At 52.8% G+C, this 22,119-nt stretch carries 17 protein-coding genes; 13 read left to right on the top strand and 4 right to left on the bottom strand.

Annotated features, from left to right (window positions below; translation table 11 throughout):
• Positions 1 to 2,324: glycerol-3-phosphate 1-O-acyltransferase PlsB (plsB, locus tag B3P58_RS10350; RefSeq protein WP_286717377.1), on the bottom strand; the 2,324-nt coding region annotated here is incomplete at its 3' end.
• Between the two features lie 317 nt (positions 2,325 to 2,641).
• On the opposite strand from plsB, the gene B3P58_RS10345 reads away from it, so the two are divergent.
• From B3P58_RS10345 to B3P58_RS10335, 3 genes are read left to right on the top strand one after another with little or no spacing between them, the layout of a single operon-like run.
• On the top strand, positions 2,642 to 3,559 hold the full coding sequence (locus B3P58_RS10345; RefSeq protein ID WP_225691541.1) for an ABC transporter ATP-binding protein: 918 nt from the start codon (positions 2,642 to 2,644) through the stop codon (positions 3,557 to 3,559).
• An 8-nt stretch (positions 3,560 to 3,567) separates the two neighbouring features.
• Positions 3,568 to 4,302 carry an ABC transporter permease subunit gene (locus B3P58_RS10340; RefSeq protein ID WP_230331124.1) on the top strand — a complete coding sequence of 245 codons (735 nt, stop codon included), beginning with the start codon at positions 3,568 to 3,570 and terminating at the stop codon, positions 4,300 to 4,302.
• Between the two features lie 18 nt (positions 4,303 to 4,320).
• The gene (locus B3P58_RS10335) at positions 4,321 to 6,213 is read left to right on the top strand and encodes a Gldg family protein (protein ID WP_286717375.1); all 1,893 of its coding nucleotides are present in this window, start codon (positions 4,321 to 4,323) and stop codon (positions 6,211 to 6,213) included.
• Positions 6,214 to 6,296: 83 nt separating this feature from the next.
• Here B3P58_RS10335 and B3P58_RS10330 read toward each other — a convergent pair whose 3' ends face one another.
• Positions 6,297 to 6,557: a SlyX family protein gene (locus B3P58_RS10330; protein ID WP_145469187.1), complete on the bottom strand. Its 261-nt coding sequence runs from the start codon at positions 6,555 to 6,557 to the stop codon at positions 6,297 to 6,299.
• 133 nt (positions 6,558 to 6,690) lie between these two features.
• Here B3P58_RS10330 and B3P58_RS10325 point away from each other — a divergent pair, with 133 nt between their 5' ends.
• On the top strand, positions 6,691 to 7,182 hold the full coding sequence (locus B3P58_RS10325) for a cold-shock protein (protein WP_274704259.1): 492 nt from the start codon (positions 6,691 to 6,693) through the stop codon (positions 7,180 to 7,182).
• A gap of 66 nt (positions 7,183 to 7,248) precedes the next feature.
• Here B3P58_RS10325 and B3P58_RS10320 read toward each other — a convergent pair whose 3' ends face one another.
• Positions 7,249 to 7,377: a hypothetical protein gene (locus B3P58_RS10320; protein ID WP_255449035.1), complete on the bottom strand. Its 129-nt coding sequence runs from the start codon at positions 7,375 to 7,377 to the stop codon at positions 7,249 to 7,251.
• A 249-nt stretch (positions 7,378 to 7,626) separates the two neighbouring features.
• Between B3P58_RS10320 and B3P58_RS10315 the strand changes: the two genes are divergently transcribed.
• Both B3P58_RS10315 and B3P58_RS10310 read left to right on the top strand, forming a co-directional pair.
• Positions 7,627 to 9,594: a TonB-dependent receptor plug domain-containing protein gene (locus B3P58_RS10315; protein WP_286717372.1), complete on the top strand. Its 1,968-nt coding sequence runs from the start codon at positions 7,627 to 7,629 to the stop codon at positions 9,592 to 9,594.
• A gap of 102 nt (positions 9,595 to 9,696) precedes the next feature.
• Positions 9,697 to 10,422 (top strand): 4'-phosphopantetheinyl transferase family protein, encoded by a 726-nt coding sequence (locus B3P58_RS10310; RefSeq protein ID WP_286717370.1) that lies wholly within the window; start codon positions 9,697 to 9,699, stop codon positions 10,420 to 10,422.
• Here the strand turns inward: B3P58_RS10310 and B3P58_RS10305 are convergent.
• Complete coding sequence (locus tag B3P58_RS10305; RefSeq protein ID WP_286717369.1) at positions 10,405 to 11,601, bottom strand: TolC family protein; 1,197 nt, start codon at positions 11,599 to 11,601, stop codon at positions 10,405 to 10,407. The two genes, B3P58_RS10310 and B3P58_RS10305, sit on opposite strands and share 18 nt — an antisense overlap.
• Positions 11,602 to 12,236: 635 nt before the next feature.
• Between B3P58_RS10305 and B3P58_RS10300 the strand changes: the two genes are divergently transcribed.
• Genes B3P58_RS10300 through fes form a run of 7 tightly spaced genes read left to right on the top strand, consistent with a single transcriptional unit; the run spans position 12,237 to position 22,113 of the window.
• Positions 12,237 to 13,103 (top strand): isochorismate synthase, encoded by an 867-nt coding sequence (locus B3P58_RS10300; protein WP_286717367.1) that lies wholly within the window; start codon positions 12,237 to 12,239, stop codon positions 13,101 to 13,103.
• On the top strand, positions 13,100 to 14,782 hold the full coding sequence (locus B3P58_RS10295; RefSeq protein ID WP_286717365.1) for a (2,3-dihydroxybenzoyl)adenylate synthase: 1,683 nt from the start codon (positions 13,100 to 13,102) through the stop codon (positions 14,780 to 14,782). The genes B3P58_RS10300 and B3P58_RS10295 overlap by 4 nt, the downstream gene beginning before the upstream one ends.
• A gap of 8 nt (positions 14,783 to 14,790) precedes the next feature.
• Positions 14,791 to 15,675 carry an isochorismatase family protein gene (locus tag B3P58_RS10290; protein WP_286717363.1) on the top strand — a complete coding sequence of 295 codons (885 nt, stop codon included), beginning with the start codon at positions 14,791 to 14,793 and terminating at the stop codon, positions 15,673 to 15,675.
• 2 nt (positions 15,676 to 15,677) lie between these two features.
• Positions 15,678 to 16,430: a 2,3-dihydro-2,3-dihydroxybenzoate dehydrogenase gene (dhbA, locus tag B3P58_RS10285; RefSeq protein ID WP_286717361.1), complete on the top strand. Its 753-nt coding sequence runs from the start codon at positions 15,678 to 15,680 to the stop codon at positions 16,428 to 16,430.
• 35 nt (positions 16,431 to 16,465) lie between these two features.
• Positions 16,466 to 17,635, top strand: a complete 1,170-nt coding sequence (locus B3P58_RS10280) for an efflux RND transporter periplasmic adaptor subunit (protein WP_286717360.1) — start codon at positions 16,466 to 16,468, stop codon at positions 17,633 to 17,635.
• Positions 17,636 to 17,638: 3 nt separating this feature from the next.
• Positions 17,639 to 20,785: a multidrug efflux RND transporter permease subunit gene (locus B3P58_RS10275; protein WP_286717358.1), complete on the top strand. Its 3,147-nt coding sequence runs from the start codon at positions 17,639 to 17,641 to the stop codon at positions 20,783 to 20,785.
• Positions 20,786 to 20,817: 32 nt separating this feature from the next.
• Positions 20,818 to 22,113, top strand: coding sequence for an enterochelin esterase (gene fes, locus B3P58_RS10270; RefSeq protein ID WP_286717356.1), 1,296 nt, complete (start codon positions 20,818 to 20,820; stop codon positions 22,111 to 22,113).
• Positions 22,114 to 22,119 lie beyond the last annotated feature (6 nt).

Below are 22,119 nucleotides of genomic sequence, written 5' to 3'. Positions count from 1 at the left end.
ACCAGTTGCTGAATCAGGGTGCGGAACAGCGATTTATCAAAGAACTCCGGCGCGTTAATGCCGTACAGCAGGCTGATACGCTGTGCCAGCAGGGTGCATTGTTCTTCCAGTTCTTTGGCGCTGAGTTCGCCTGAACCTTTACGACTGAGCACGCTCAGGGTGAGGAAGTAACGTTCCAGCGTCTGCATCACGTTAGCAGCCAGTCCTTCGAGCAGAGCATATTCATTACTGCTGGCCGGCGTGGCGTGGTAGCCCTTATCGTTCAGATGCAGATAACCACAATCCACCAATGCATCCAGCCAGCGCTGTACTTCGCTGCTCAGTTCGCTGCTGTTCCAGTGCAGGAATAATTCAGCCTGCAGGTAAGGATAGAAGCTGGCAACCATGGCCTGAACCTGTTCGCTGCTGTAGCGCTGGTTGTTCACAAACAAACAGGCCAGCAGTGATGGCAGAGCGATTAAATGCAATACGTTGTTGCGGTAATAGGTCAGGGTAACGGCCTGACGGTCGCTGGTCTGAATCAGATCGCCGAGCGGGTGCTTGGAGCGCGATACGGCATCCAGTTTTTCGGCATAGGCCAGCCACTCAGCACCATTACCATCCGGCAGGGCCGTCAGTTTGCTGTATGGGGTTTGTGCCAGCAGATTGCGGTAGGATTCCATCTGCACAATCAGCTGCTGCTCATCCATCGCCTGACGCGGTGCCGACAGAATGCTCAGGGCAATCAGGTTGATCGGGTTGACGGAGGCTGCGCTGTTGATACCGGTGACCACTTCTTTTGCCAGCTGATCAACTACCTTAGGTGCCCATTCCGGGCGGTAATCACAAGTGCTGTAATCTTCCGCACGCCAGTCCGGGCGCTGCTGATTAAGGAATTCGGTGAAGTAAATCGGCTCGCCGAAAGTAACGTTTACTTTTCCGAAGGAACGTTTAAAAGAACGCAGTGTACCCACAACACCCAGCAGGCTTTCTTTTTTCTTCTGTTGGCCGCGTAACTCGCCCAGATAACTGTTGGCTTCGAATACTTTCTCGTAACCGGTGTATACAGGCACAAACATAATCGGCTTGCGCGAGTCGCGCAGATAGCTGCGCAGGGTCATGGCCAGCATACCGGCTTTCGGACTCAGGGTGCGGCCGGTACGTGAACGTCCGCCTTCAACGAAATATTCGGTGGCGTAACCACCGGAAAATACCGAATGCAGGTATTCATCAAAAACCGCGGCATAGAGTTTATTGTCACGGAACGTCCGGCGCATAAAGAAGGCACCGCCACGGCGCAGAATCGGGCCAACGACCGGCATATTAAGGTTAATGCCGGCGGCAATCTGCGGCAGTTGCAGACCGTGGTGATACAGAACGTAAGACAGCAACAGGTAATCGATATGGCTGCGGTGGCAGGGCACATAAATAATTTCGTTGTCTTTGCTGATGTTTTTCAGGTTTTCGATATTGTGCAGCGAAATACCATCGTAAATTTTATTCCATACCCAGGTCAGCAACACATCCAGGAAGCGCACGTTGGTGTAGGAAATATTGGAGGCAATTTCGTCGGCATACTTCAGCGCCTTCTGCTGCGCTTTGGCTTTACTGATGCCCTGGGTCGCTACTTCTTCTTCAATCGCTTTCAGCACCAGCGGCTTGTGCGGAATCTGATGCACCAGAGTGCGGCGGTGGGATAAATCCGGTCCCAGTACCGAGGCGGAAACCTGACGGTTATGCACACGCAATACGCGGGCTACTTTACGCGCCAGCATTTCCGGCGATTTGCCCGGCTCGTACAGTTCACGCAGCGACATTGGCCGGCTGAAATGCACAAAGGTATTACGACCGTTGAGTAAAATGGCCATCAGAGTAAATAAACGGCCACCCAGAGTACCGCTGTTCTGCAGCCAGATACGCAGGAAAGAGCCTTCTTTTTCCGGTGCCCGTCCCCAGAAAACCCGCACAGGCACAACCTGAATATCGCGCTCATCCTGCTCTGCCAGCCATTCGGCCTGACGGATCAGCTGCTTGGCCACAATCGGTGTGCCCTGTTTGCGGAAGGGGGTTCCGGCGCGGCGGTAAATATTAAAAAACGGCTTACCCGGCAGGCGGCGCTCAATGCGGTCCTGATGAGGACTGCCCCAGCCCAGTTTATTGACTTCGGCATCTATCACCAGCTGCTCAGCATGGGATGGATAGAGCATGGCATAGATGATTGGCTTGTCAGGGTCCAGGTTGAAATCTTTAATATCCGGCCCGATGATCTGGGTTTTGATAACGCCATACAGCCATTTTTGTTGCCAGCGGAACAGGGTGCTGCGGATTTTTTTAATAATATTCATAGTCAGTCTCTGGTGTGTCTGCGGGTCGTGACGCCCCCGCGTTGTAAATGCCTGCGGAGTTTACCCTGCAAGTCTGTAGGTTTAAACGGTCTGATCGTGCGGGCTGTGACGTAATAGGCAGTCATGGCGCCTTTATCGGTGGTTGTACAGGTTATTGTCCGGAAATGGCCCGGTTGTCGCTGTTTATGGCGCAGACCGGCTGTTTCAGGAAACAAAATGCCATCTTTATGGTCTGGTTTTTACCTTTTAGGTTGTTCTGTGCGGCAGGTGGTTGCGGCCTGCCGGCGTTACTGATCATGGCAAAATAGGGAGTTGATATGATTGAAGTGCAACATCTGACCAAGCGTTTCGGCGGTTTTACCGCTGTAGACGATCTCTCTTTTGAAGTCAGGCCCGGCGAAGTGCTGGGTTTTCTCGGGCCAAATGGTGCCGGTAAATCAACCACCATGAAAATGCTGACAGGTTTTCTGCCGGCAACTTCCGGTACGGTTTGTATTGGTGGTTATGACGTGGCACAGCATCCGGTGGCGGTGAAACGCCAGATCGGCTATCTGCCGGAAGGTGCCCCCAGTTATGGCGATATGAGCGTGCTGGCATTTCTGCGTTTTATTGGTGAGGTGCGCGGTTATCGTGGTGCCGAGCTGCGTCAGCGCCTGGCCCGTGTGGTTGAACAGGTAGGCCTGCAGGACGTACTTAAACAGGCAGTGCAAACCCTTTCTAAAGGCTATAAGCGCCGCGTTGGTCTGGCGCAAACGCTGTTGCATGATCCGGCCATTATGATTCTGGATGAGCCAACCGACGGTCTCGACCCTAACCAGAAGCAGCAGGTCCGCCAGCTGATCACTAATCTGGCGGAAGATAAAATGGTGATTATTTCCACCCATATTCTTGAAGAAGTCTCAGCGGTTTGCTCGCGGGCGATGATTATTGCTGCGGGTAAAAAAGTCGCTGATGGCACCCCGGCAGAGCTGGAAGCCCGCTCGCGTTATCACCAGGCGATTTCGGTGCGTTTTCAGCAGCCGGTAAATGCTGCCGCCGCCTTTTCTGCATTGCCTGAAATCAACGAGGTTGATGAGCTGGAACAGGGGCAGAGTTATTTGTTGTTTCCGCAGCCGGGTGCGCGTCCGTATCACGCGGTGAATGCCCTGATTGAACAGCAGGGCTGGGATCTCGACACGCTGCATATTGAGCGTGGACGTCTGGATGATGTTTTCCGTCAGTTGACCGGAGTCTGAACAGCACTATGAATACATTAATGACGATTTGTAAGCGCGAATTTTCTGCTTATTTTGCAACCCCGGTTGCCTATGTTTTTATTTTTATCTTCCTGGTGATGTCCGGCGTCTTTACCTTTTATCTGGGTAACTTTTATCAGCGCGGGCAAGCCGATCTGCTGCCATTTTTCAACTTTCACCCCTGGCTGTATCTGTTTTTTATGCCGGCGGTGGCGATGGGGCTGTGGTCGCAGGAGCGCCAGCTGGGCACCATTGAACTGCTGATGACGCTGCCTGTTACCCTTTGGCAGGCGGTACTGGGAAAATTCCTCGCCGCATGGCTTTTTGCGGGTCTGGCGTTGTTGTTAACCCTGCCGCTGTGGCTGACCGTTAATTATCTGGGCACGCCGGATAACGGTGTGATTCTGGCAAGCTATCTGGGCAGCTGGTTAATGGCCGGTGCCTTTATTGCGGTAGGCTCCTGTATGTCGGCACTCAGCCGTAATCAGATCGTTGCCTTTATTCTGACCGTGGTGGTTTGCTTTGTGCTGATGCTGAGTGGTTTTCCGCTGGTGCTGGATTTTTTCCGCGGCTGGGCCTCCGAAGGTTTGCTGGATCTGATTGCCAGCCTGAGTTTCCTTACGCACTTTGAAGCCCTGGCGCGTGGTGTGGTCGATATCCGTGATTTGCTCTATTTCATTCTGGTTATTGCTGTGTGGCTGCTGGCCACAACACAGGTTTTAACCGTTAAAAAATCTGCATAATCAGGACAGGAGAGCGATATGAAATTCAAACTGTTTTCACTCCTGGCACTGTTGCTGGGCTTTATTGGCGGAGCGTTTTTACTGAACCAGCTGGGCAGTGGTGCGCGTCTCGATTTAACTGAACAGAAACTCTACACCCTGTCAGAGGGAACGCGGAACATTCTGGCACAGCTGAACCAGCCGGTTGAGCTGGAGTTGTATTTCTCGCAGAAAGCCAGCGCCGATCTGGTGAAAGTGCGCGCTTATCAGCAGCGTGTGCGGGAATTACTGGATGAATATGTGATGCTGGCTGGTGGAAAGCTCAGTCTGAAAGTTATCGACCCGGCACCGTTCTCAGAAGAAGAAGATCAGGCCACCGCTTATGGCCTGCAGGCCGTGCCGGTATCGGTCAGTGGCGATAATCTGTATTTCGGTCTGGTTGCGAAAGCCCAGCTGCCGCAAGCCGCAGAAAATCAGGGCTCAGATGAGAAAGCCGCAGACGCAGGCAAAGAGCAGGTGGCGCAGCTGCCTTTTCTGCAGCCTGACCGTGAGGCCTTTCTTGAGTATGAAATTACCCAGCTGATTTATCAGGTACAGCAAAGCAAGCCGGTGGTGATTGGTTTACTCAGCGGACTGGATGTACGCGGCGGCTTTAACCCGCAAACCGGCCGCCCGGCGCCAGCCTGGATGGCGATAGATCAGCTGGATGGCCCTTATGAGTTGCGCTCACTGACGGCCGGACTGGATCATATCGATGACGACATTGACCTGCTGCTGCTGGTGCAGCCGCCGGAGCTGACCGACAGCGCGCTGTATGCCATTGACCAGTTTGCGTTAAAAGGCGGACGCGTATTGGCGTTTCTTGATCCGGTTGCTGAAACCGCACCGAATGGCGGCCTGATGGGAATGGGCGACAGCGGCTCGGCCAGCAGTCTTAATAAACTCCTGCAAAACTGGGGTGTGGGCTGGAACCCGGATCAGGTGGTGCTGGATGCTGCCAATGCGCTGGTGGTGAATCAGGGGCCGGGGCGTCCGCCGCTGCGCCACTTTGGTTTGCTGGCGCTGCATCCGGAAAGCCTGAACGCCGATGATGTGGTCACCGCTCAGCTTGAAGCCATTAACCTCAGCAGCGTTGGGCATTTTACCGCGCTTGAAAATGCGCTCAGCAGCATCGAACCCTGGCTGTACAGCAGCACGGAAGCCATGCTGACGGACGCCAACCGGCTGCGCATGGGGGGCGATTTAATGGCGCTGCAGCGTGACTTTGTACCGGCCAATGAAGAATTTAATCTGGCTGTGCGCGTGCAGGGCAAAGCGGATTCTGCTTTCCCGGATGGTGTTGATGGCGTAAAAGCCGACACTCATCTGGCCTCAACGGAGCGCCTGGCGGTCACGTTGGTGGCCGATACCGACGTGCTGTCTGACCGTTTATGGGTGCAGGTGCAGAACTTCTTTGGTCAGCGCATCGCCTCTCCCTGGGCAGATAACGGCGCCCTGCTGGTGAACCTGGCCGATCATCTGGGCGGCAGTGCTGACCTGATCAGCCTGCGTGCCCGTGGACAATACAACCGTCCATTTGAACGGGTAAATACTTTGCGCCGCGATGCCGAGCAACAGTTTCTGGCCAGCGAGCAGCGTCTGCAGCAGGAACTGGAAGAAACCGAGCAGCAGCTCAGTGCTCTGCAGGACCAGCGTGACGGTGATAATGGCGTGCTGACGCTGTCGGCAGAGCAGCAGGCCGCGCTGGAGCAGTTTCAGCAGAAGAAAATTGAAATCCGCAAAGAACTGCGCAATGTGCAGCATGAGCTGGATAAAGATATCGAAGCGCTGGGCATGCGCCTGAAAGTGCTGAATATCTTTGTGCTGCCGTTGTTGTTTACCCTGTTATTGTGGGGACTGGTGGCCTGGCAGCGGCGCCGGCAGAGCCTTTGATCATTTGATTAATAGTGCCAATAAAGAAGCCGGGCTTAGCCCGGCTTCTTTATATCTGCCTGTTACTGCTCCGCTATGGGCTATCAGTAATGTGGCGGTGGTGGTTCATCGGCCATTGCTTCGCCGGCAGAAGGGTTCTGCTGCAGTTGCTCCAGTTTACGGTGCATCAGTTGCATGGCCTGTTTGGCCAGCAGGAATTCCTGGCTAAGGGTCGATACCTGGTCATTCAGGCTATCGATGGTGTCTTCCAGGAAGGCAATACGCATTTCCAGTTCGTCGATACGTTGTTGCGCCAGCGGTTGTTTATCAGGCGCTGCAGCGGAAGCCGGTGGCTGTTGGCTCATAGGTGTGTTTATACCCTTTAGCTATCGTGTTGATTTTTTTAATGAATTGGGCTTTCATAGCCCACTTGTCAAAGGCCCGCGGGCCAACGATTTTGTTACAGCTGTGATATTAACGAGTGATACGAGAGAACGCATGGGTAAATTGATATTACGTAAAATTATTGTAGCGCTGGTGTTTGCTGCAATTGTTCCTTTCATTGTTGCCGGCATCTTTACTTCGCTGGTGACAGGTCTGCAATTGACCGACGGTACGGCGCTGACCGCCGATAACCTGATGAATGTCGCCGGTATGACCGAGCTGCTGCTGGCTGTTGCCGTTCTGACACTGGTTACCAGCCTGCTGTCAGCGCAGTTGGTTCCTTCCCGTCGCCGTCGTTTCCGCTCCAGTGGTACCGTTGTGGAAAGCGATGTTGAAGATGGTCGCGAGCGTGGTGTGGTTAAGTGGTTCAACGTGAAAAAAGGTTTTGGCTTTATTACCTGGGATCAGGGCGAAGATGTGTTTGTGCATTTCCGTTCTATCCGCGGTCAGGGGCACCGCTCTCTGACTGAAGGTCAGCGCGTGAAATTCACCGTAGTGCGTGGTCAGAAGGGCCCGCAGGCGGAAGATGTTTCAGCGGTTCGCTGAAGCCTGAAACCGATACAAAAAAAGCGGCTGTTGCCGCTTTTTTTGTATCTGCAGTTTTCAGTTCTGCTATGCCTTGTGGCTTTGTGCCTGACTGATGGGCTGGGTATCGGTCTGATGCAGGCCGGGTTCATCGCAGCCCTGGGGCTCGGCGAACCATTGCAGAATCAGAGTGAAATATTGCCAGAGCAGTGTCATAGCGAGTCCTCCCGCATTGTCTTATCTGAGTGTAGACAGGGCTCGGGAGGTTGCCAGCAGGCCGTTTTTTCAGGAACTGGCGCCTTGCCGACTACCGGCCGCCATAATCTTCCACAGACGACTTATTTGGAGTACTCAATACTCATTATTAAATACGAATGATTATCAAATATTGTAATGGCTGTGATAGTCGCATACTATCTGTCGAGTTCTAAATGATAATCAATGTTATTTATTGGGGAGGAGTACATGAACTTCAGATATTCAGTACTGGCATTTGCTCTGGCAAATGCATCAATGGTTGTCGCCGCAGAAGAGCAGACCAGAGAGTTAGAGAATATGGTGACGACAGCAACGCTGTCGGCCCGGGATTCGGCAACAGTACCGGCTTTTACTACGGTAATCACCGCGGAAGATATTGAACGGTCGGCGGTAACCAGCCTGGCAGATCTGCTGCGCGATACCGTAGGCGTGCATAATTCCAACGACAGCCTGGGACGTGATGAATTACGTATCCGTGGCCTGGGAGGCGATTACACCCTGATTCTGGTGAATGGCAAACGTGTTTCCTCTGGCTCTGCATTCGCCAAAGGCAGCGATGTGGATTACAACTCAATTCCGCTGAACAGTATTGATCGCGTTGAAATCATCCGTGGCCCCATGTCTTCTGTTTATGGTGCCGATGCGATTGGTGGTGTGCTGAACATTATTACCAAAGCACCGACTCAGGAATGGAGCGGCAACGTATCTGCTGAATACCGTACGATTGAATCGGGTGAAGATGGTCAGCAGCAGCGCTTGGGAGCTTCTGTCCGTGGTGAGCTGGCACCGGGTTCGCGTCTGTTTGTGGCCATTGAGCAAAAGCAACACGATGCCTGGTATGAAGACCGCGCCGATAAAAAAGCGAATGAGCCTCCGCGATTGGAGGAGAAAACCTCGACCAATCTGTTTGTCACACTGAGCCAGGATCTGAATGCAGAACAAACGCTGGATGTTGATCTGGCGCTGAATAAAGATGATCGTCCACTGGGTGTCTATGCTTCCGGTCCGCGTACCCGTGAACAGGAGTTGGAGCGTATGGAGCTGGCTCTGACTCACACCGGTCGCTGGGGGTGGGGTACAACAACAGCGTTCGTCAAACATGAAGACTCTGAGGTAAAAGACTTTAATTCATCTTATGCTGCTCCACAGACTCACAATACCGGTGAACAAAATCTGTATGCCAAAGCCTACGCCAATGTAACGGCCGGCAGTAATGCCATTGTTGCCGGTATGGATTACCGCCATCAGGAAATTGAAGACAAAACGACCTACCTTAAAACCGGTAAGCTGTCGATTGATGAGCTGGCAGCTTTTGTTCAGGATGAAATTACCGTCGCTGATAATCTGTTCGTTACTCTGGGCGGACGTTTGGATAATCACGAAATTTTTGGCTCGAATTTATCGCCGAAAGCTTATGTGGTGTATCAGGTTAACGATGCACTTACCGTTAAAGGTGGAGTGAGTAAAGCCTTTAAGGCGCCGGATGGCAGTTACCTGAGTGCGGAATACAGCATTAGGAGTTGTGGTGGTGCCTGTGATCTGGCCGGTAATCCGGATCTGAAAGCCGAAACCAGTATTAACTATGAAGCGGGTATCGAACTGCGTCAGGATACCTGGGAAATGGCACTGAGCTGGTTCAATAATGATATTGATGATCTGATTGAGCGCCAGATTACTTATGATACCAACAATGATCCGGTTGCCGCTGAATGGATCAACGTTGCCAAAGCAAACACCAATGGTTTTGAACTGACAGCCTCGGCTGATGTGCTCAGTAATCTGACTCTGTCGGGCAATATGACGTATCTGGACACCGAATATGAAGATGCAGCCGGTGAGAAGTTTGTGCTTACCGGCCGCCCTGAATATGAAGCCAATACAACAGTCGACTGGCAGGCCAGCGATGCAGTTTCTGCCTTGTTGAGTGTGAATTATCTGGCGGGTATGCAGTACTCCAGCTGGGCAAATAACGGTGGTACCTGGGTGCAGGAGTTTCCGGTTGCAAAATCTTACTACCGCACCGATCTGGGTGTTGTGGGTAAGGTTTCTGATACCTTTACGCTGCGTGGTGGTGTGAAAAACCTCACCGATGTGCAACTGAGTGAAATCGATCCAAGTTATACCCTGTTCGAACTGGGCCGTAACTACTACGTCAGTGGAACTTATAACTTCTGATAGTCCGTAGCATCAGGATTACTGAATCCGGGTAAGGAAAAAGCACACATAAATTTTTGTGTGCTTTTTATTGTCCATCAGAATGTTCGTCAGGGAGAGATCATGGTTTTTACACAGGGAGACGTATTTCTTTGCCGGCAGGAGTTGTCGCTTTCGGATTTTAACGCGGATGATTTTGAGCGGAAAAATATTAAATTGCCGCAGAAAATAGCAACGGCTTCACCTGTGCGTCAGGCGTCTTATCTGGCCGGACGCCTGGCAGCCCGGCAGGCTTTTCGTATGGCGGGTGAGTGCGGGGAATTTAATATTGGCAGTGATGCCGGTGGTTGTCCGCAGTTTCCGCCAGTGGTGGTGGGGTCGATCAGTCATGTGCGTACGGGCGAGCGTATCGAGGCGGTTTGTCTGCTGGCCAGAACAACATCGGCCAGATCCCTGGGTGTTGATCTGGAAAATATAATGAGCCGGGATATCGCTGCGGCGGTGTTCAATCAGGTATGTGATGCATCTGAAAAACTGCTGTTAAAAAGCAATCTGAATTTTACTGAAAACGTGGCATTAAGCCTGATATTTTCTGTTAAAGAAGCGTTATATAAAGCCCTGTGGCCGGAAGTGAGGCAGGTTTTTGATTTTACCGATGTCGCGGTAACTGCTGTTCATCTGCTTTGTCAGACTCATTATTATCTGTATTTACCTGATCAAATACAGTGTGGCTATTGTGATATAACGCTGAAAAGAACACTGGCTCCGGGAGTAACACAGGGACGCTGTTATCGTGCTGACTGGATTCTGACAGATAAACAGGTTCTGACTTCAGTTCTCGTCAGCTGAAAACCAGCGGTTCATCAAAGCTACATCTGTTTCATCAAGAGCGCCGGCATAATATTTCAGTTCCATCAGGTGAGTCATATAGTCGCTGCGCGCATTGGCGAACTCTTTTTCTGCCGCCGATAATGTACGCTGAGCATTGAGTACATCCACCATGTTACGGGTTCCAATGCGATGGGCACTGCGTGTTGCGTTCATGGCAGACGTAGCAGAAATGATTGCTTGTCGGCGTCCGTTAATATTCATCACATCATAACGTATCTGTCGTAACAGGCGGCGTAGCTCAAAGCGTACTGCCCGCCGGCTTTCTTCCTGCTGATGTCCGGCAGCGATAGCTTGCCAATGAGTTTTCTGCTGCTCACCATAATGGCTGCCTCCGGCCAGTAATGGCAGGGTGATTTTGGCCGAGAGCATCGTTGTCGTTCCTTCGTCATGTTTATTACCGTAACCCTGCGTATGCTGAACGGTGGCGGTAAAATCGGCCTTGGGGAAATGTGCAGCTGCAGCTGATTTATTCAGCAGCCGCATTTTAATTTCTTCCTGTTGAGCCTGTTGAATCTGTGGATGATTAATTCCATCCGACAGCAACCACTGGTTCAGCTGTTGCTCATCAGGCAGCTGTAATTCAAGGCCGGGTGTAAATGGTGTAACAGCAGTTACCGGCTGACTGCTGATACGGCTTAGTATTTCCAGTTGCAGGCTGAGCTCTGCCTTGGCTGAATGAGCCGCTGCATACGCATTGTCGAGTGCGGCCTGTGCTTCCAGCACTTCTGTTTTCACAACAAGCCCCGCAGTATGGCGCTGGCTGGCGTGGTGCAATGCTTCGGTAAACGCCAGGGTATCAGTGTTGGCGGCTTCCTGTGCGGCGATTGCCCGCAGGGTGTCTGCGTAAGTCCGGATAAGTGTCAGCAGCCATTGTTGCTGAGTGTCACTGAAGGCTGTTTTTGCTGCTGCGCTTTCTGCATAAGCTGCGCGGTAGTCATACCAGGCAACCGGATCGAACAGACTTTGTTGCAGAATTATTTCCCCTGACCGGCTGCCGCCATTACCTGTCTCATCATCTGTACTGGTCACTTCCAGCCGTGCATTTATCTGCGGCAATAATTTACCAAGAGCAATATCTGCGGTGAGTTGGTCAGCGGCCAGTTGCGCCCTTGAGCTGTTTAAAGCCGGGTCTGTCATCTGGCCCGCTTTAAATAGTGATAATAAATTATGGGTTTCAGCCTGGGCATGATTTGTAAGAAGAATTACTGAGAGAAAACCTGAAGAAAGCGGAAAAGGAGAAAAAATAAATCCCGGTTTCTGGCGGCGGAATGGATTAAAAAAGAATTTCATAAAATCCGTTTAAATAGCAGAAGAAAAAAATAGCCAATTCTTGCTTGACGTTTGTTGACACTCATCCTGATGGTGATGTACCGTAAAATGATAAGCATTATCATTAGCGTTTGAGGCTGAGGTGTCAAGTGAATAACCCTGTATCCGGTATTGAGGAAAATTCCTCTCATCCTGTTTTGGCTTCTGGCATCAGCGCTCATCCTGATGTGGAAAACGCCTGCTTTTTTTATGCTTCATCTCAGGGGTGCATTCAGGCGCGGGGTATCGCAGAGGCTGTTTGTCAGCCTGTAGGTGTTGATGCTGTTCAGCGGCTGCAGTTTTTACGTTCAGTTGATTCAGCATTAAATCGTGCGCGCGCTTATGGTCAGAAACGCCCCTTGGTAATGGGCTGTATTCCATTTGATCGTACGCAGCTAGCCACTCTTTATGTACCCCGCGAGAGCGAATTTCTGACGGAGTCGCCGGTTTTACCGGTGCCTGATTTGGCAATAAGATCGCGTGTTATTTCCTGTGACAGCGTGCCGGGTGAGCAGCGTTTCCAGCAATCTGTAGAGCAGGCTGTGGCGAATTTCCGTCTTAGTGATATTCGCAAAACGGTTCTGTCTCGGGTTCTGAATGTGGACCTTGACCGGCCACTGGATGCTGGTTCTGTTTTTCAGCGATTACGTGCACAAAATCCATCGGGATATCATTTTCGTTTTCCACTGGCTGATGGTTCTGAGCTGATTGGTGCCAGCCCGGAATTATTACTGCGCAAGCAGGGGCGGAAAATTATGTCGAATCCTCTGGCGGGTTCAGCACGCCGGCGTGCTGATGCAACAGAAGATCGCCAGGTCAGTGAGCAGTTATTACGTTCAGCGAAAGATGCATACGAACATAAGCTGGTAATTGATGATATTCGTCAGGTTTTATCCCCCTGGTGCGAGGAACTTGATATTCCCGATGCTCCGTCGTTAATCAGCACTCCGGCTATGTGGCATTTATCAACCTGCATTCACGGTCAGGTTAATGATGCGACTATGAATCCATTGAAAATCGCTACTGAGTTACACCCTACGCCTGCTGTTTGCGGCTCTCCTACCGCTCAGGCCTATAAACTTATTCAGCTTATAGAACCCTATGAACGAGGGCCATTTGCAGGAATGGTCGGCTGGTGTGACGGTGAAGGCAATGGTGAGTGGGTGGTGACTATCCGTTGTGGGCGTATCACTGCAAACCGGATCCAGATCTTTGCTGGTGCGGGTATCGTCGCAGACTCGTCGCCGGAAAGTGAATGGGCAGAAACCCGTGCAAAAATGCAGACCATGCTCAATGCGCTGGATGCCGATTTTTCCGGAGTAACACCATGAGGCCTTCTCTGCCGTTTAACCGTTGGCCGCAGGTTCTGGAGGATGAATATCGCGGGCAGGGATTCTGGCTGGACTTACCGCTCAGCAATATTCTGCAGCGCCATCGTGATAATCAAGGCACTGCTGTTATCTGTGAGGAACGACATTTTTCTTATGCAGAGCTGAATCGTTTAAGTAATAACCTGGCAGCGAAATTTGTCCGCCGTGGTTTAGGTGTTGGTGATACTGCACTGGTGCAGCTGCCGAATATCGCTGAATTTTACATTGTTTTTTTTGCCTTAATGAAAGCCGGTATTGCCCCGGTTAATGCACTTTTCAGTCATCAGAAACTGGAGCTGCGTGCTTATGCCAGTCAGTTGAATCCGGCATTACTGGTGATCAGTGATGAGCACCCGCTGTTTACCGATGAGGTATTTGCTGCTGAATTAAAGACACTGGCTCCGGCACTGGATTTGGTCTGTTCTGCAGGGGAATGCAATTTTGCACTGCATCTCAGCAGTCTGTGTTCCATGACCGTTGACGTGGATGTTGACGTGGATGTTGACGTGGATGTTGACGTGGATGTTGACGCGGATATTGACTGTAATAGTGCAGCAAAAGAGGTTGCATTTTTTCAGCTCTCAGGCGGCAGTACAGGTACGCCCAAATTAATTCCCCGGACACATAACGATTACTACTATAGCGTACGCCGCAGTGCAGAAATCTGTCAGCTTGATGGTGCCACACGTTATTTGTGCGCATTACCTGCGGCGCATAATTATCCGCTCAGTTCGCCGGGAGCATTAGGTGTCTTCTTTGCCGGTGGCTGTGTCGTTATGGCACGTGATCCTGAACCTCTGCGCTGCTTTTCCTTAATTGAAAAATACGGTGTGACTATGACTGCGCTGGTGCCATCAGCGGTCATTCTGTGGTTACAGGCGGCCCCCGGTTATCAACAGAAGTTAAGCAGCCTTAAATTACTGCAGGTAGGTGGAGCCAGTTTTGCTGAAGCTTTGGCACGACGTGTACCCGTTGAGCTTGGCTGTCAGTTACAGCAAGTGTTTGGTATGGCCGAGGGGTTGGTGAATTACACCCGCCTGAATGACAGTGATGAGCGTATTTTCACTACTCAGGGATGTCCGATGAGCAGCGCTGATGAAGTGTGGGTCGTTGATCCTGAAAGTCACACACCTGTGGCCTGTGGTCAGACCGGAATGTTAATGACCCGTGGCCCTTACACGTTTCGCGGTTATTTTAACGCCGCAGAGTATAACGTCAGCGCCTTTAATCCGGATGGATTTTATATCTCCGGAGATCTGGTGACACAGGACGAAAACGGCTACTTGAGAGTAGTCGGCAGGGTAAAAGATCAGATTAACCGTGGCGGTGAAAAAATCGCCGCTGAAGAAATTGAAAATATTCTGTTGCGTCACCCTGATGTATTGCAGGCAGCGTTGGTTTCTGTGCCGGATGCTTTGCTCGGTGAAAAAAGCCTGGCCTGTATCGTTGCGCACAAAACCGCAGAGCAGAGTGAATTAAAGCCTGTCGCGCTGCGCAAATACCTGCGTGCTCAGGGGGTCGCTGAATTTAAGTTGCCTGACCGCTTTCAGTTTATGGCCTCGCTGCCACTCACCGCCGTCGGTAAAACCGACAAAAAAGAATTACGTCAGCAGATTTTTACTACTGCACCTGCTATCTGAGGTTTTTTATGAGCATTCCCGATATCACCTCCTATTTATTGCCCGCAGCCGATGAGCTGCCAAAAAATAAGGTTAACTGGACGGTCGACAGCCAGCGTGCGGTATTGCTGGTGCATGATATGCAGGATTATTTTCTGCGTTTTTACGGCAAAGACAGCCCGCTTATGCGTGCTCTTACCAACAATATTGCACGTATCTATCAGTGGGCAAAGCAGCAGGGTATTCCTGTGCTGTATACAGCACAGCCGGTGGAGCAGAGCGATGCCGAGCGTGCGCTATTAAATGATATGTGGGGGCCGGGGCTAACTAAGGCCGATCCTGCGCAATGCAAAATTGCTCAGGCCATTGCCCCGGCTACAGATGACACTGTACTGGTTAAATGGCGTTACAGCGCTTTTCAGCGTTCTGAGTTGCAGGAAAAAATGCTCGGCTGGCAGCGTGATCAGTTAATTATTGTTGGTGTTTATGCACATATTGGCTGCCTGACCACGGCGCTGGATGCCTTTATGCGTGATATTCAGCCTTTTATGGTGGCGGATGCGGTCGCTGATTTTTCCCACGCTGAACATGTCATGGCACTGAAATATGTGGCAGGCCGCTGCGGTTCTGTGATCACAACTCAGGATTTATTTGCTGAAAATAACAAGGCCGGAATACTGACCCGTGAAGGTCTGCAGGCGCGTCTGTTGCAATTGCTGGAAATCAGCGCCGATGAATTCGACGGCGACGAACTGCTGGTCGATTACGGTCTGGATTCGGTGCAGGTAATGCAGCTGATTGGTGAATGGGATAAAGCCGGTATCCGCGTGCAGTTTGAAGAGCTGGCGCGCCAGGCCACCTTTAATGCCTGGTGGGATTTACTCAGTCGCCGGCAAGCGGCAAAGGCGGCATAAATATGGCCGCATTTGATTTTTCCGGACGCCATGCCTGGGTTACCGGTGCCGGTCAGGGGATTGGCTGGCAGATCGCGCAGCAATTAACGGCGCTGGGTGCTGACGTCACAGGTTTTGATCTGGCTTTCAGTCAGCCGCCGGCAGCCTATGCGTTTCGCCGGCAAACACTTGATCTGAGTCGTGACGGGGATGTACAGGCCTGTGTGGCGGATCATCTGCACCATGCTGTGCCCGATATTCTGATTAATGCGGCCGGTATTTTACGCCTGGGCGGTCTCGACAATCTGACGATGGCCGATTGGGATGCCTGTTTTGCCGTTAATGTGCGTGCAGTCTTTTCTATGATCCGTGCACTCAGTCCGGCGATGAAACAGCAGCGCCGTGGCAGCATTGTGACGGTGTCGTCCAACGCGGCCCATGTACCACGGCTGAATATGGCAGCGTACTGTGCCTCTAAAGCAGCCGTGCGCAGTTTTGCCCAGTGTGCGGCTCTGGAGCTGGCGCCTTTTGCTGTGCGCTGCAATCTGGTTTCGCCGGGTTCCACCGATACCCCAATGCTGCGTGCCATGCTCCCCGATGGCTATCAGCGCACCATCGACGGTCTGCCCGAGCAGTACAAACTCGGTATTCCGCTGGGCAAGGTCGCGACCCCGGCCGACATCACCAACGCCGTTATTTTTTTAGCCTCTGATCTGGCAGGCCATATCACCATGCATGATCTGGTGGTGGATGGCGGTGCCACGCTGGCGGCATGACGCTGCCATCTTTTGTGAAGGAATTTATAACCACCATGAGTTATTCGATATCCATTCGGCGGAGGCTGTGTCTGTTGTCTCTGTTGTGGTCGCTGCTGTTATTGACCGCCTGTTCGTCCGCTCCGGAGCCGGCTCCCGAAGAAGAAACTCCGGCAAAGGTTTCGGTGCTCACTCTGCAGTCCGGTCCGGAAATTCTGACCAGTGAATTACCTGGCCGGGTATCGGCTTTTCGTTCGGCGGAAGTGCGTCCCCAGGTGAGTGGCATTGTGGTGCGGCGCCTGTTTGAGGAGGGCGCTGATGTTACGGCAGGGCAGCTGTTATACCAGATTGATGATGCCAGTTACCGTGCGGTGGTTGCCCGTGCTGAAGCCGGGCTGGCCGTCGCGGAGGCCAGCCTGGTGAACTTAAACATCAGTGTGGAGCGCTATCGTCAACTGGTGGACAGCGAAGGGGTCAGCCAGCATGAATATGAGCTGGCGCTGGCGTCTTATCAGCAGGGCGTGGCCGAGGTAAAAGCGGCGCGTGCCGAAGTAGATGCTGCGCGTATTGATCTTGAACGCACCGGTATCCGCTCACCCATTGATGGCCGTATCGGCCGCTCACTGATCAGCGAAGGCGCGTTAGTGGTGGTCGGACAGAATGAACCGCTGGCAACGGTACGCCAGTCTGATCCTGTCTATGTGGACATCGTTCAATCCAGTCGCGATCAGGTAAATATCCGCCGTCGCCTGGCTTCCGGCGAGCTGCTGTCAGGCAGCCAGCAGGTCAGATTGACGCTGGAGGATGGCAGTGCTTACCCACTGGCCGGAGAGCTCAAGCTGACGGAAATGAATGTCGATGCCGATACCGGCGTGGTCACCATGCGCGCCCAGTTTGCCAATCCACAGGGCCTGCTGTTGCCTGGGATGTATGTCCGCACCCAGGTTGAGCAGGGCGTGGCACCTGCACTGTACAGAATCCCGCAGCAGGCCGTACGTTACAACGAGCGCGGTGATGCCACAGCCTGGATTCTGGACAGTGATGGCCGGGCGCAACTCAGTGTTCTGGATGTTCAGGGCCAGTCCGGCAGTGACTGGCTGGTGTCGGCCGGAGTGCCGGATGGCGGGCGGCTGGTGATGGAAGGCAGCCTGCGTCTGTGGCCGGGGCGGATTACCGAAGCCCGCAACTGGGCAGATACCCTGCAGATACAGGCGGAGGCTCAGTAAATTATGGTGTCGCATTTTTTTATTGATCGTCCGGTTTTTGCGTGGGTGGTGGCCATTGCCATTATGCTGGCCGGCCTGATGACCCTGCGTACATTGCCGGTGGCGCAGTATCCGGATATTGCGCCACCGATCGTGCGCGTGGGAGCGATGTATCCCGGTGCGTCAGCCGCTGTTGTTGAAAACAGCGTGACTCAGGTGCTGGAACAGGAGCTGAAAGGACTGGAAGGACTGCTGTATTTTAATTCCACCAGTTCTTCCAGTGGTGAAACCGACATCATGCTGTTTTTTCAGCACGGTCAGGATGCCGAAGTCGCGCAGGTGATGGTGCAGAACAAGGTCAATCAGGTGACCTATCGTCTGCCGCAACAGGTTCAGCAGAACGGCCTTTCGGTGACGGCGATGCAGAACACCTTTCTGATGGTGGCGGTGTTTTATGACGAAAGCGGCGCGCGCAGTAACTCGGATATTGCCGACTGGCTGAGTAACAGCATGCTGGATGCGTTAAGCCGGGTACCGGGTGTTGGCCGCATACAGAATTTCGGTTCACCTTATGCGATGCGTATCTGGCTGGAGCCGGACAAGCTGGCCAGCTATAGCCTGATGCCGCAGGACGTTATCGCCACTATTGAAGCGCAGAATGCGGAAGTGCCGGTGGGCGAACTGGGCGCTCTGCCAGCGCCGGATCAGCAACAGCTCAACGTTACAGTAACGGCGCTGTCGCGTTTGCGGACGGTGGATGAGTTCCGCAATCTGGTGTTGAAAACCAGCACTGACGGTGCACTGGTGCGGCTGCAGGATGTTGCCCGGGTCGAAATCGGGCAGGAAAGCTATGGCAGTATTTCGCGTTTAAATGGTATGCCGGCGTCCGGACTGGCGATTATGACAACCCCCGGCGCCAATTCACTGGCGACGGCTGCCGCAGTAAAAGAGCGGATTGAGCAGCTCAGCCGTTCATTTCCCCATGGCGTTAAAGTGATGTATCCGGAAGACGCCACCCGTTTCGTCAAACGCTCTATCAGTGCGGTATTTAAAACCCTGGCTGAGGCCGTGGCGCTGGTGGTGCTGGTGATGTTTCTGTTTCTGCAGAACTGGCGCACAACCTTAATTCCCGCCATTACAGTGCCTGTGGTTTTACTGGGTACTTGCGTAGTGCTGGCTTTGGGCGGATTTTCCATTAATACCCTGACGTTATTTGGCATGGTGCTGGCCATCGGTCTGCTGGTGGACGATGCCATTGTGGTGGTGGAAAACGCCGAACGCATTATGCAGGAAGAGGGTGTGGATGCCCTGACTGCTACGCGGCGCAGTATGAAGGAAATCACCAGTGCGTTAATTGGTGTAGCGGTGGTACTCGGCGCGGTATTTTTGCCCATGGCATTTTTCCCCGGCTCTGTTGGTGTGATTTACCGCCAGTTTTCTGTGACGCTGGTATCGGCTATGGGCTTGTCCGTTCTGGTGGCACTGACCCTGACGCCGGCATTGTGTGTCAGCCTGTTACGCACAAAACAGGACGCTGCACCGGCCACGGGCTGGAGCGCCCGTCTGGCCCGGGCAATCGGCGGGCTGCAGACTGCTTACCGCCGGCGTTTACAGGCATTTCTTAACCGTCCGCGCCGTTTTGCTGTTATTTATCTGTTGCTGGGACTGGGCGTTTATTACGGGTATCAGAAATTACCCACCACCTTTTTACCGGAAGATGATCAGGGTACGGTCATGGTGCGCTATATGCTGCCACCGGGGGCGACCTATGAGCGTACGGCTGAAGTAATGCGCCAGATCGAAGACTATTTTCTGACCCGGGAAAAAAATAATACCGCTGCTATTTATACCGTCTCCGGCTTCAGCTTTTCCGGCTCAGGTCAGAACGCCGGTATTGCTTTTGTTAACCTGCGCGACTGGGATGAACGTCCTGGCAGTGACAATACCGCACAGGCGATTGCCGGACGGGCAACCCGTATTCTGAATGAAGAATTACGCGACGGGCGCATGTTCGCCATGGTGCTGCCACCGGTGGATGGTCTCGGTGACAGCGCCGGTTTCGAATTCTGGTTGCAGGATACGGCAGCGGTGGGAATTGAGGCTCTGACCGCCAAAGCGCATGAGCTGGTGGAGCGCATCAGCGAATCACCGGACGTTCTGTTTGCCGATGCCGAAGGCAGCGACATTATTCCGCAATTACGCATCGATATAGATCAGCCAAAAGCGGCGGCTATGGGGCTGCGTCCGGCCGATGTTAATTCCACGTTAAGTGCGGCCTGGGGCGGCGCTTATGTGAATGATTTTATTCATCACGGCCGGGTAAAAAAGGTCATGGTGCAGGCCGCCGCCGAATACCGTGCTCAGCCGTCGGATCTGGGTGAATGGTATGTACGTGGTGTGAATGGCAGCATGACACCATTTTCTGCATTTGCCTCCACTCGCTGGACCTCCGGACCGGCGCAGCTGGCACGCTTTAATGGTTTACCTGCGATTGAAATCAGTGGCGCCGGAGAGGCCGGAGCCAGCTCTGGTGACATCATGGCCATGATTGAAAAAGCGGCGGCCAGCATGACGGATACCAATCTGGAATGGGCAGGGCTTTCTTATCAGGACAAAATTTCCGGCGATCAGGCCCCGGTGCTGTATGTCGTATCCGTTTTGTTTGTTTTTCTTTGTCTGGCTGCGTTGTACGAAAGCTGGAGCATTCCGGTTGCCGTGATGCTGGTGATTCCGCTGGGCCTGCTCGGTGCCGTGGCGGGGGTCATGTTGCTGGGTATGAAAAACGATATTTTCTTTCAGGTCGGCGTGCTCACCACCATCGGCCTTGCTGCTAAAAATGCCATTCTGATCGTTGAATTTGCCGAAAGCGAAATTGCCCGCGGAGAGATGCCAATGGCTGCCGTCGTGCATGCCGCCAGCCAGCGCTTACGACCGATTCTGATGACCTCACTGGCTTTTGGTGCAGGCATTATTCCACTGGTATTTGCTACCGGCCCGGGTGCTGCGGCACAGAATGCCATTGGTGCCAGCGTGCTGGGTGGCGTCATTTCCGGCACGGCGCTGGCTATTTTCTTTGTGCCTCTGTGTTACCTGCTGATTGCCCGCCTGCGTCAGCGGCTGAGCCTGTCTGGGACGTCTGTGGCGGGTGAGCTGCAGCCTCCGTGTCAGTGAGTGTGGGTGTCGTAATGAACGCCGGGAATATTATGAACTCAGGAACTGTGGCTGAGGCTTCTGCCGTAATGCAGGAGAGCGCTTTACGGCAGGTTTTTTCTGCCTCAGATATAACCGCAGTTCCTGGTTCAGATGCATTCTGGAAACAGATAAAAAAACAGGGTACGCCACTGTTAACCAGCCGTGCTGATAACCAGTGCGGTATCACCTTTCTGTGGCGTGATCCGCAAGGTGCAGAAAACTGTTCACCTTATAAAGCGGTATTTATTGATGTGTATTCACACACGCCGCACCCGACCCGTCAGCTGACCAGTCTGGTGCGCCTGACCGGTACCGATGTCTGGTTCTGGCAAACGCAATTACCCGCCGACTGGCTTGGCAGTTATGTGCTGTTGCCAGCAAAAAATACGCAATTACCACCGGCAAAAAATGCGCAGCAAAGCAGCAGTGATGTTGCCGCAGCAGTGCGCGGCTGGTGGATAAATTTATTGCAGCAAAGCGGTCAGGCCGATGTGCTGAATCTGCGCGCCCCACATGTGGATGGTAATGGCCGTGAATTATCGGCGCTGATATTACCGGGTGCTGCTGTGCATTCGCAGCTACGCGATGAAAAATGTCTGCCTGCGAAAGGCAGGCTGCATCACTGGCGCTGGCATAACGCTCTGCTCGGCGCAGAGCGCGATGTGTGGTGTTACCGCTGTGGTACGGGCCGGGATTTACCTCTGGTTATTTTTCTCGACGGACAGCGCTGGGCACGCAGCAAAGGCTTTTTCGCCCAGCTGGATGCCTTAACTCACAATGGCGAATTTCCGCCCGCGGTGTATTTATTGATTGATTCGGTCAGCAGTGATGTGCGCTCGCGCGAATTAACCTGTAACCCGGCGTTCTGGCTGATGCTGCAGCAGGAATTATTAGCCGATGCGCAAAGACTGGAAGCTTTTTCCACTGCTGCGCAAAAAACCATCGTGGCCGGTCAGAGCTTTGGTGGTTTAGCGGCACTGTACGCCGCGCTGAACTGGCCACAACGCTTCGGCAACGTGCTCAGTCAGTCGGGCTCTTTCTGGTGGCCGGATGTTAATGAGGAGGCCGGTAATGGTCTGCTTAGCCGCCATGTGCGTTCGTCTGCCCCTGTGCTCAGTGAGCTTAATGTGGAACTGCAGATCGGCTGCTACGAAGACAGCATGCTTGGGGTTAATCACGCCATGCACGATGCCCTGAATGCTGCCGGAGCGCATGTTTCTTTTCAGCAATTCCGTGGTGGTCACGACTGGCTGTGCTGGCACAGCGAATTACTGTCGGGATTAAAACGCCTTTTTTCGGTTATTTAAAAATCA

The sequence above is a fragment of the Thalassolituus sp. UBA2009 genome (assembly GCF_002335285.1).
GTDB classification, from domain to species: Bacteria; Pseudomonadota; Gammaproteobacteria; order Pseudomonadales; family Oceanobacteraceae; genus Venatoribacter; species Venatoribacter alkanivorans.
The sequence above is the reverse complement of the archived record's forward strand: the minus strand, read 5'-3'. Positions and strand labels throughout refer to the sequence as shown.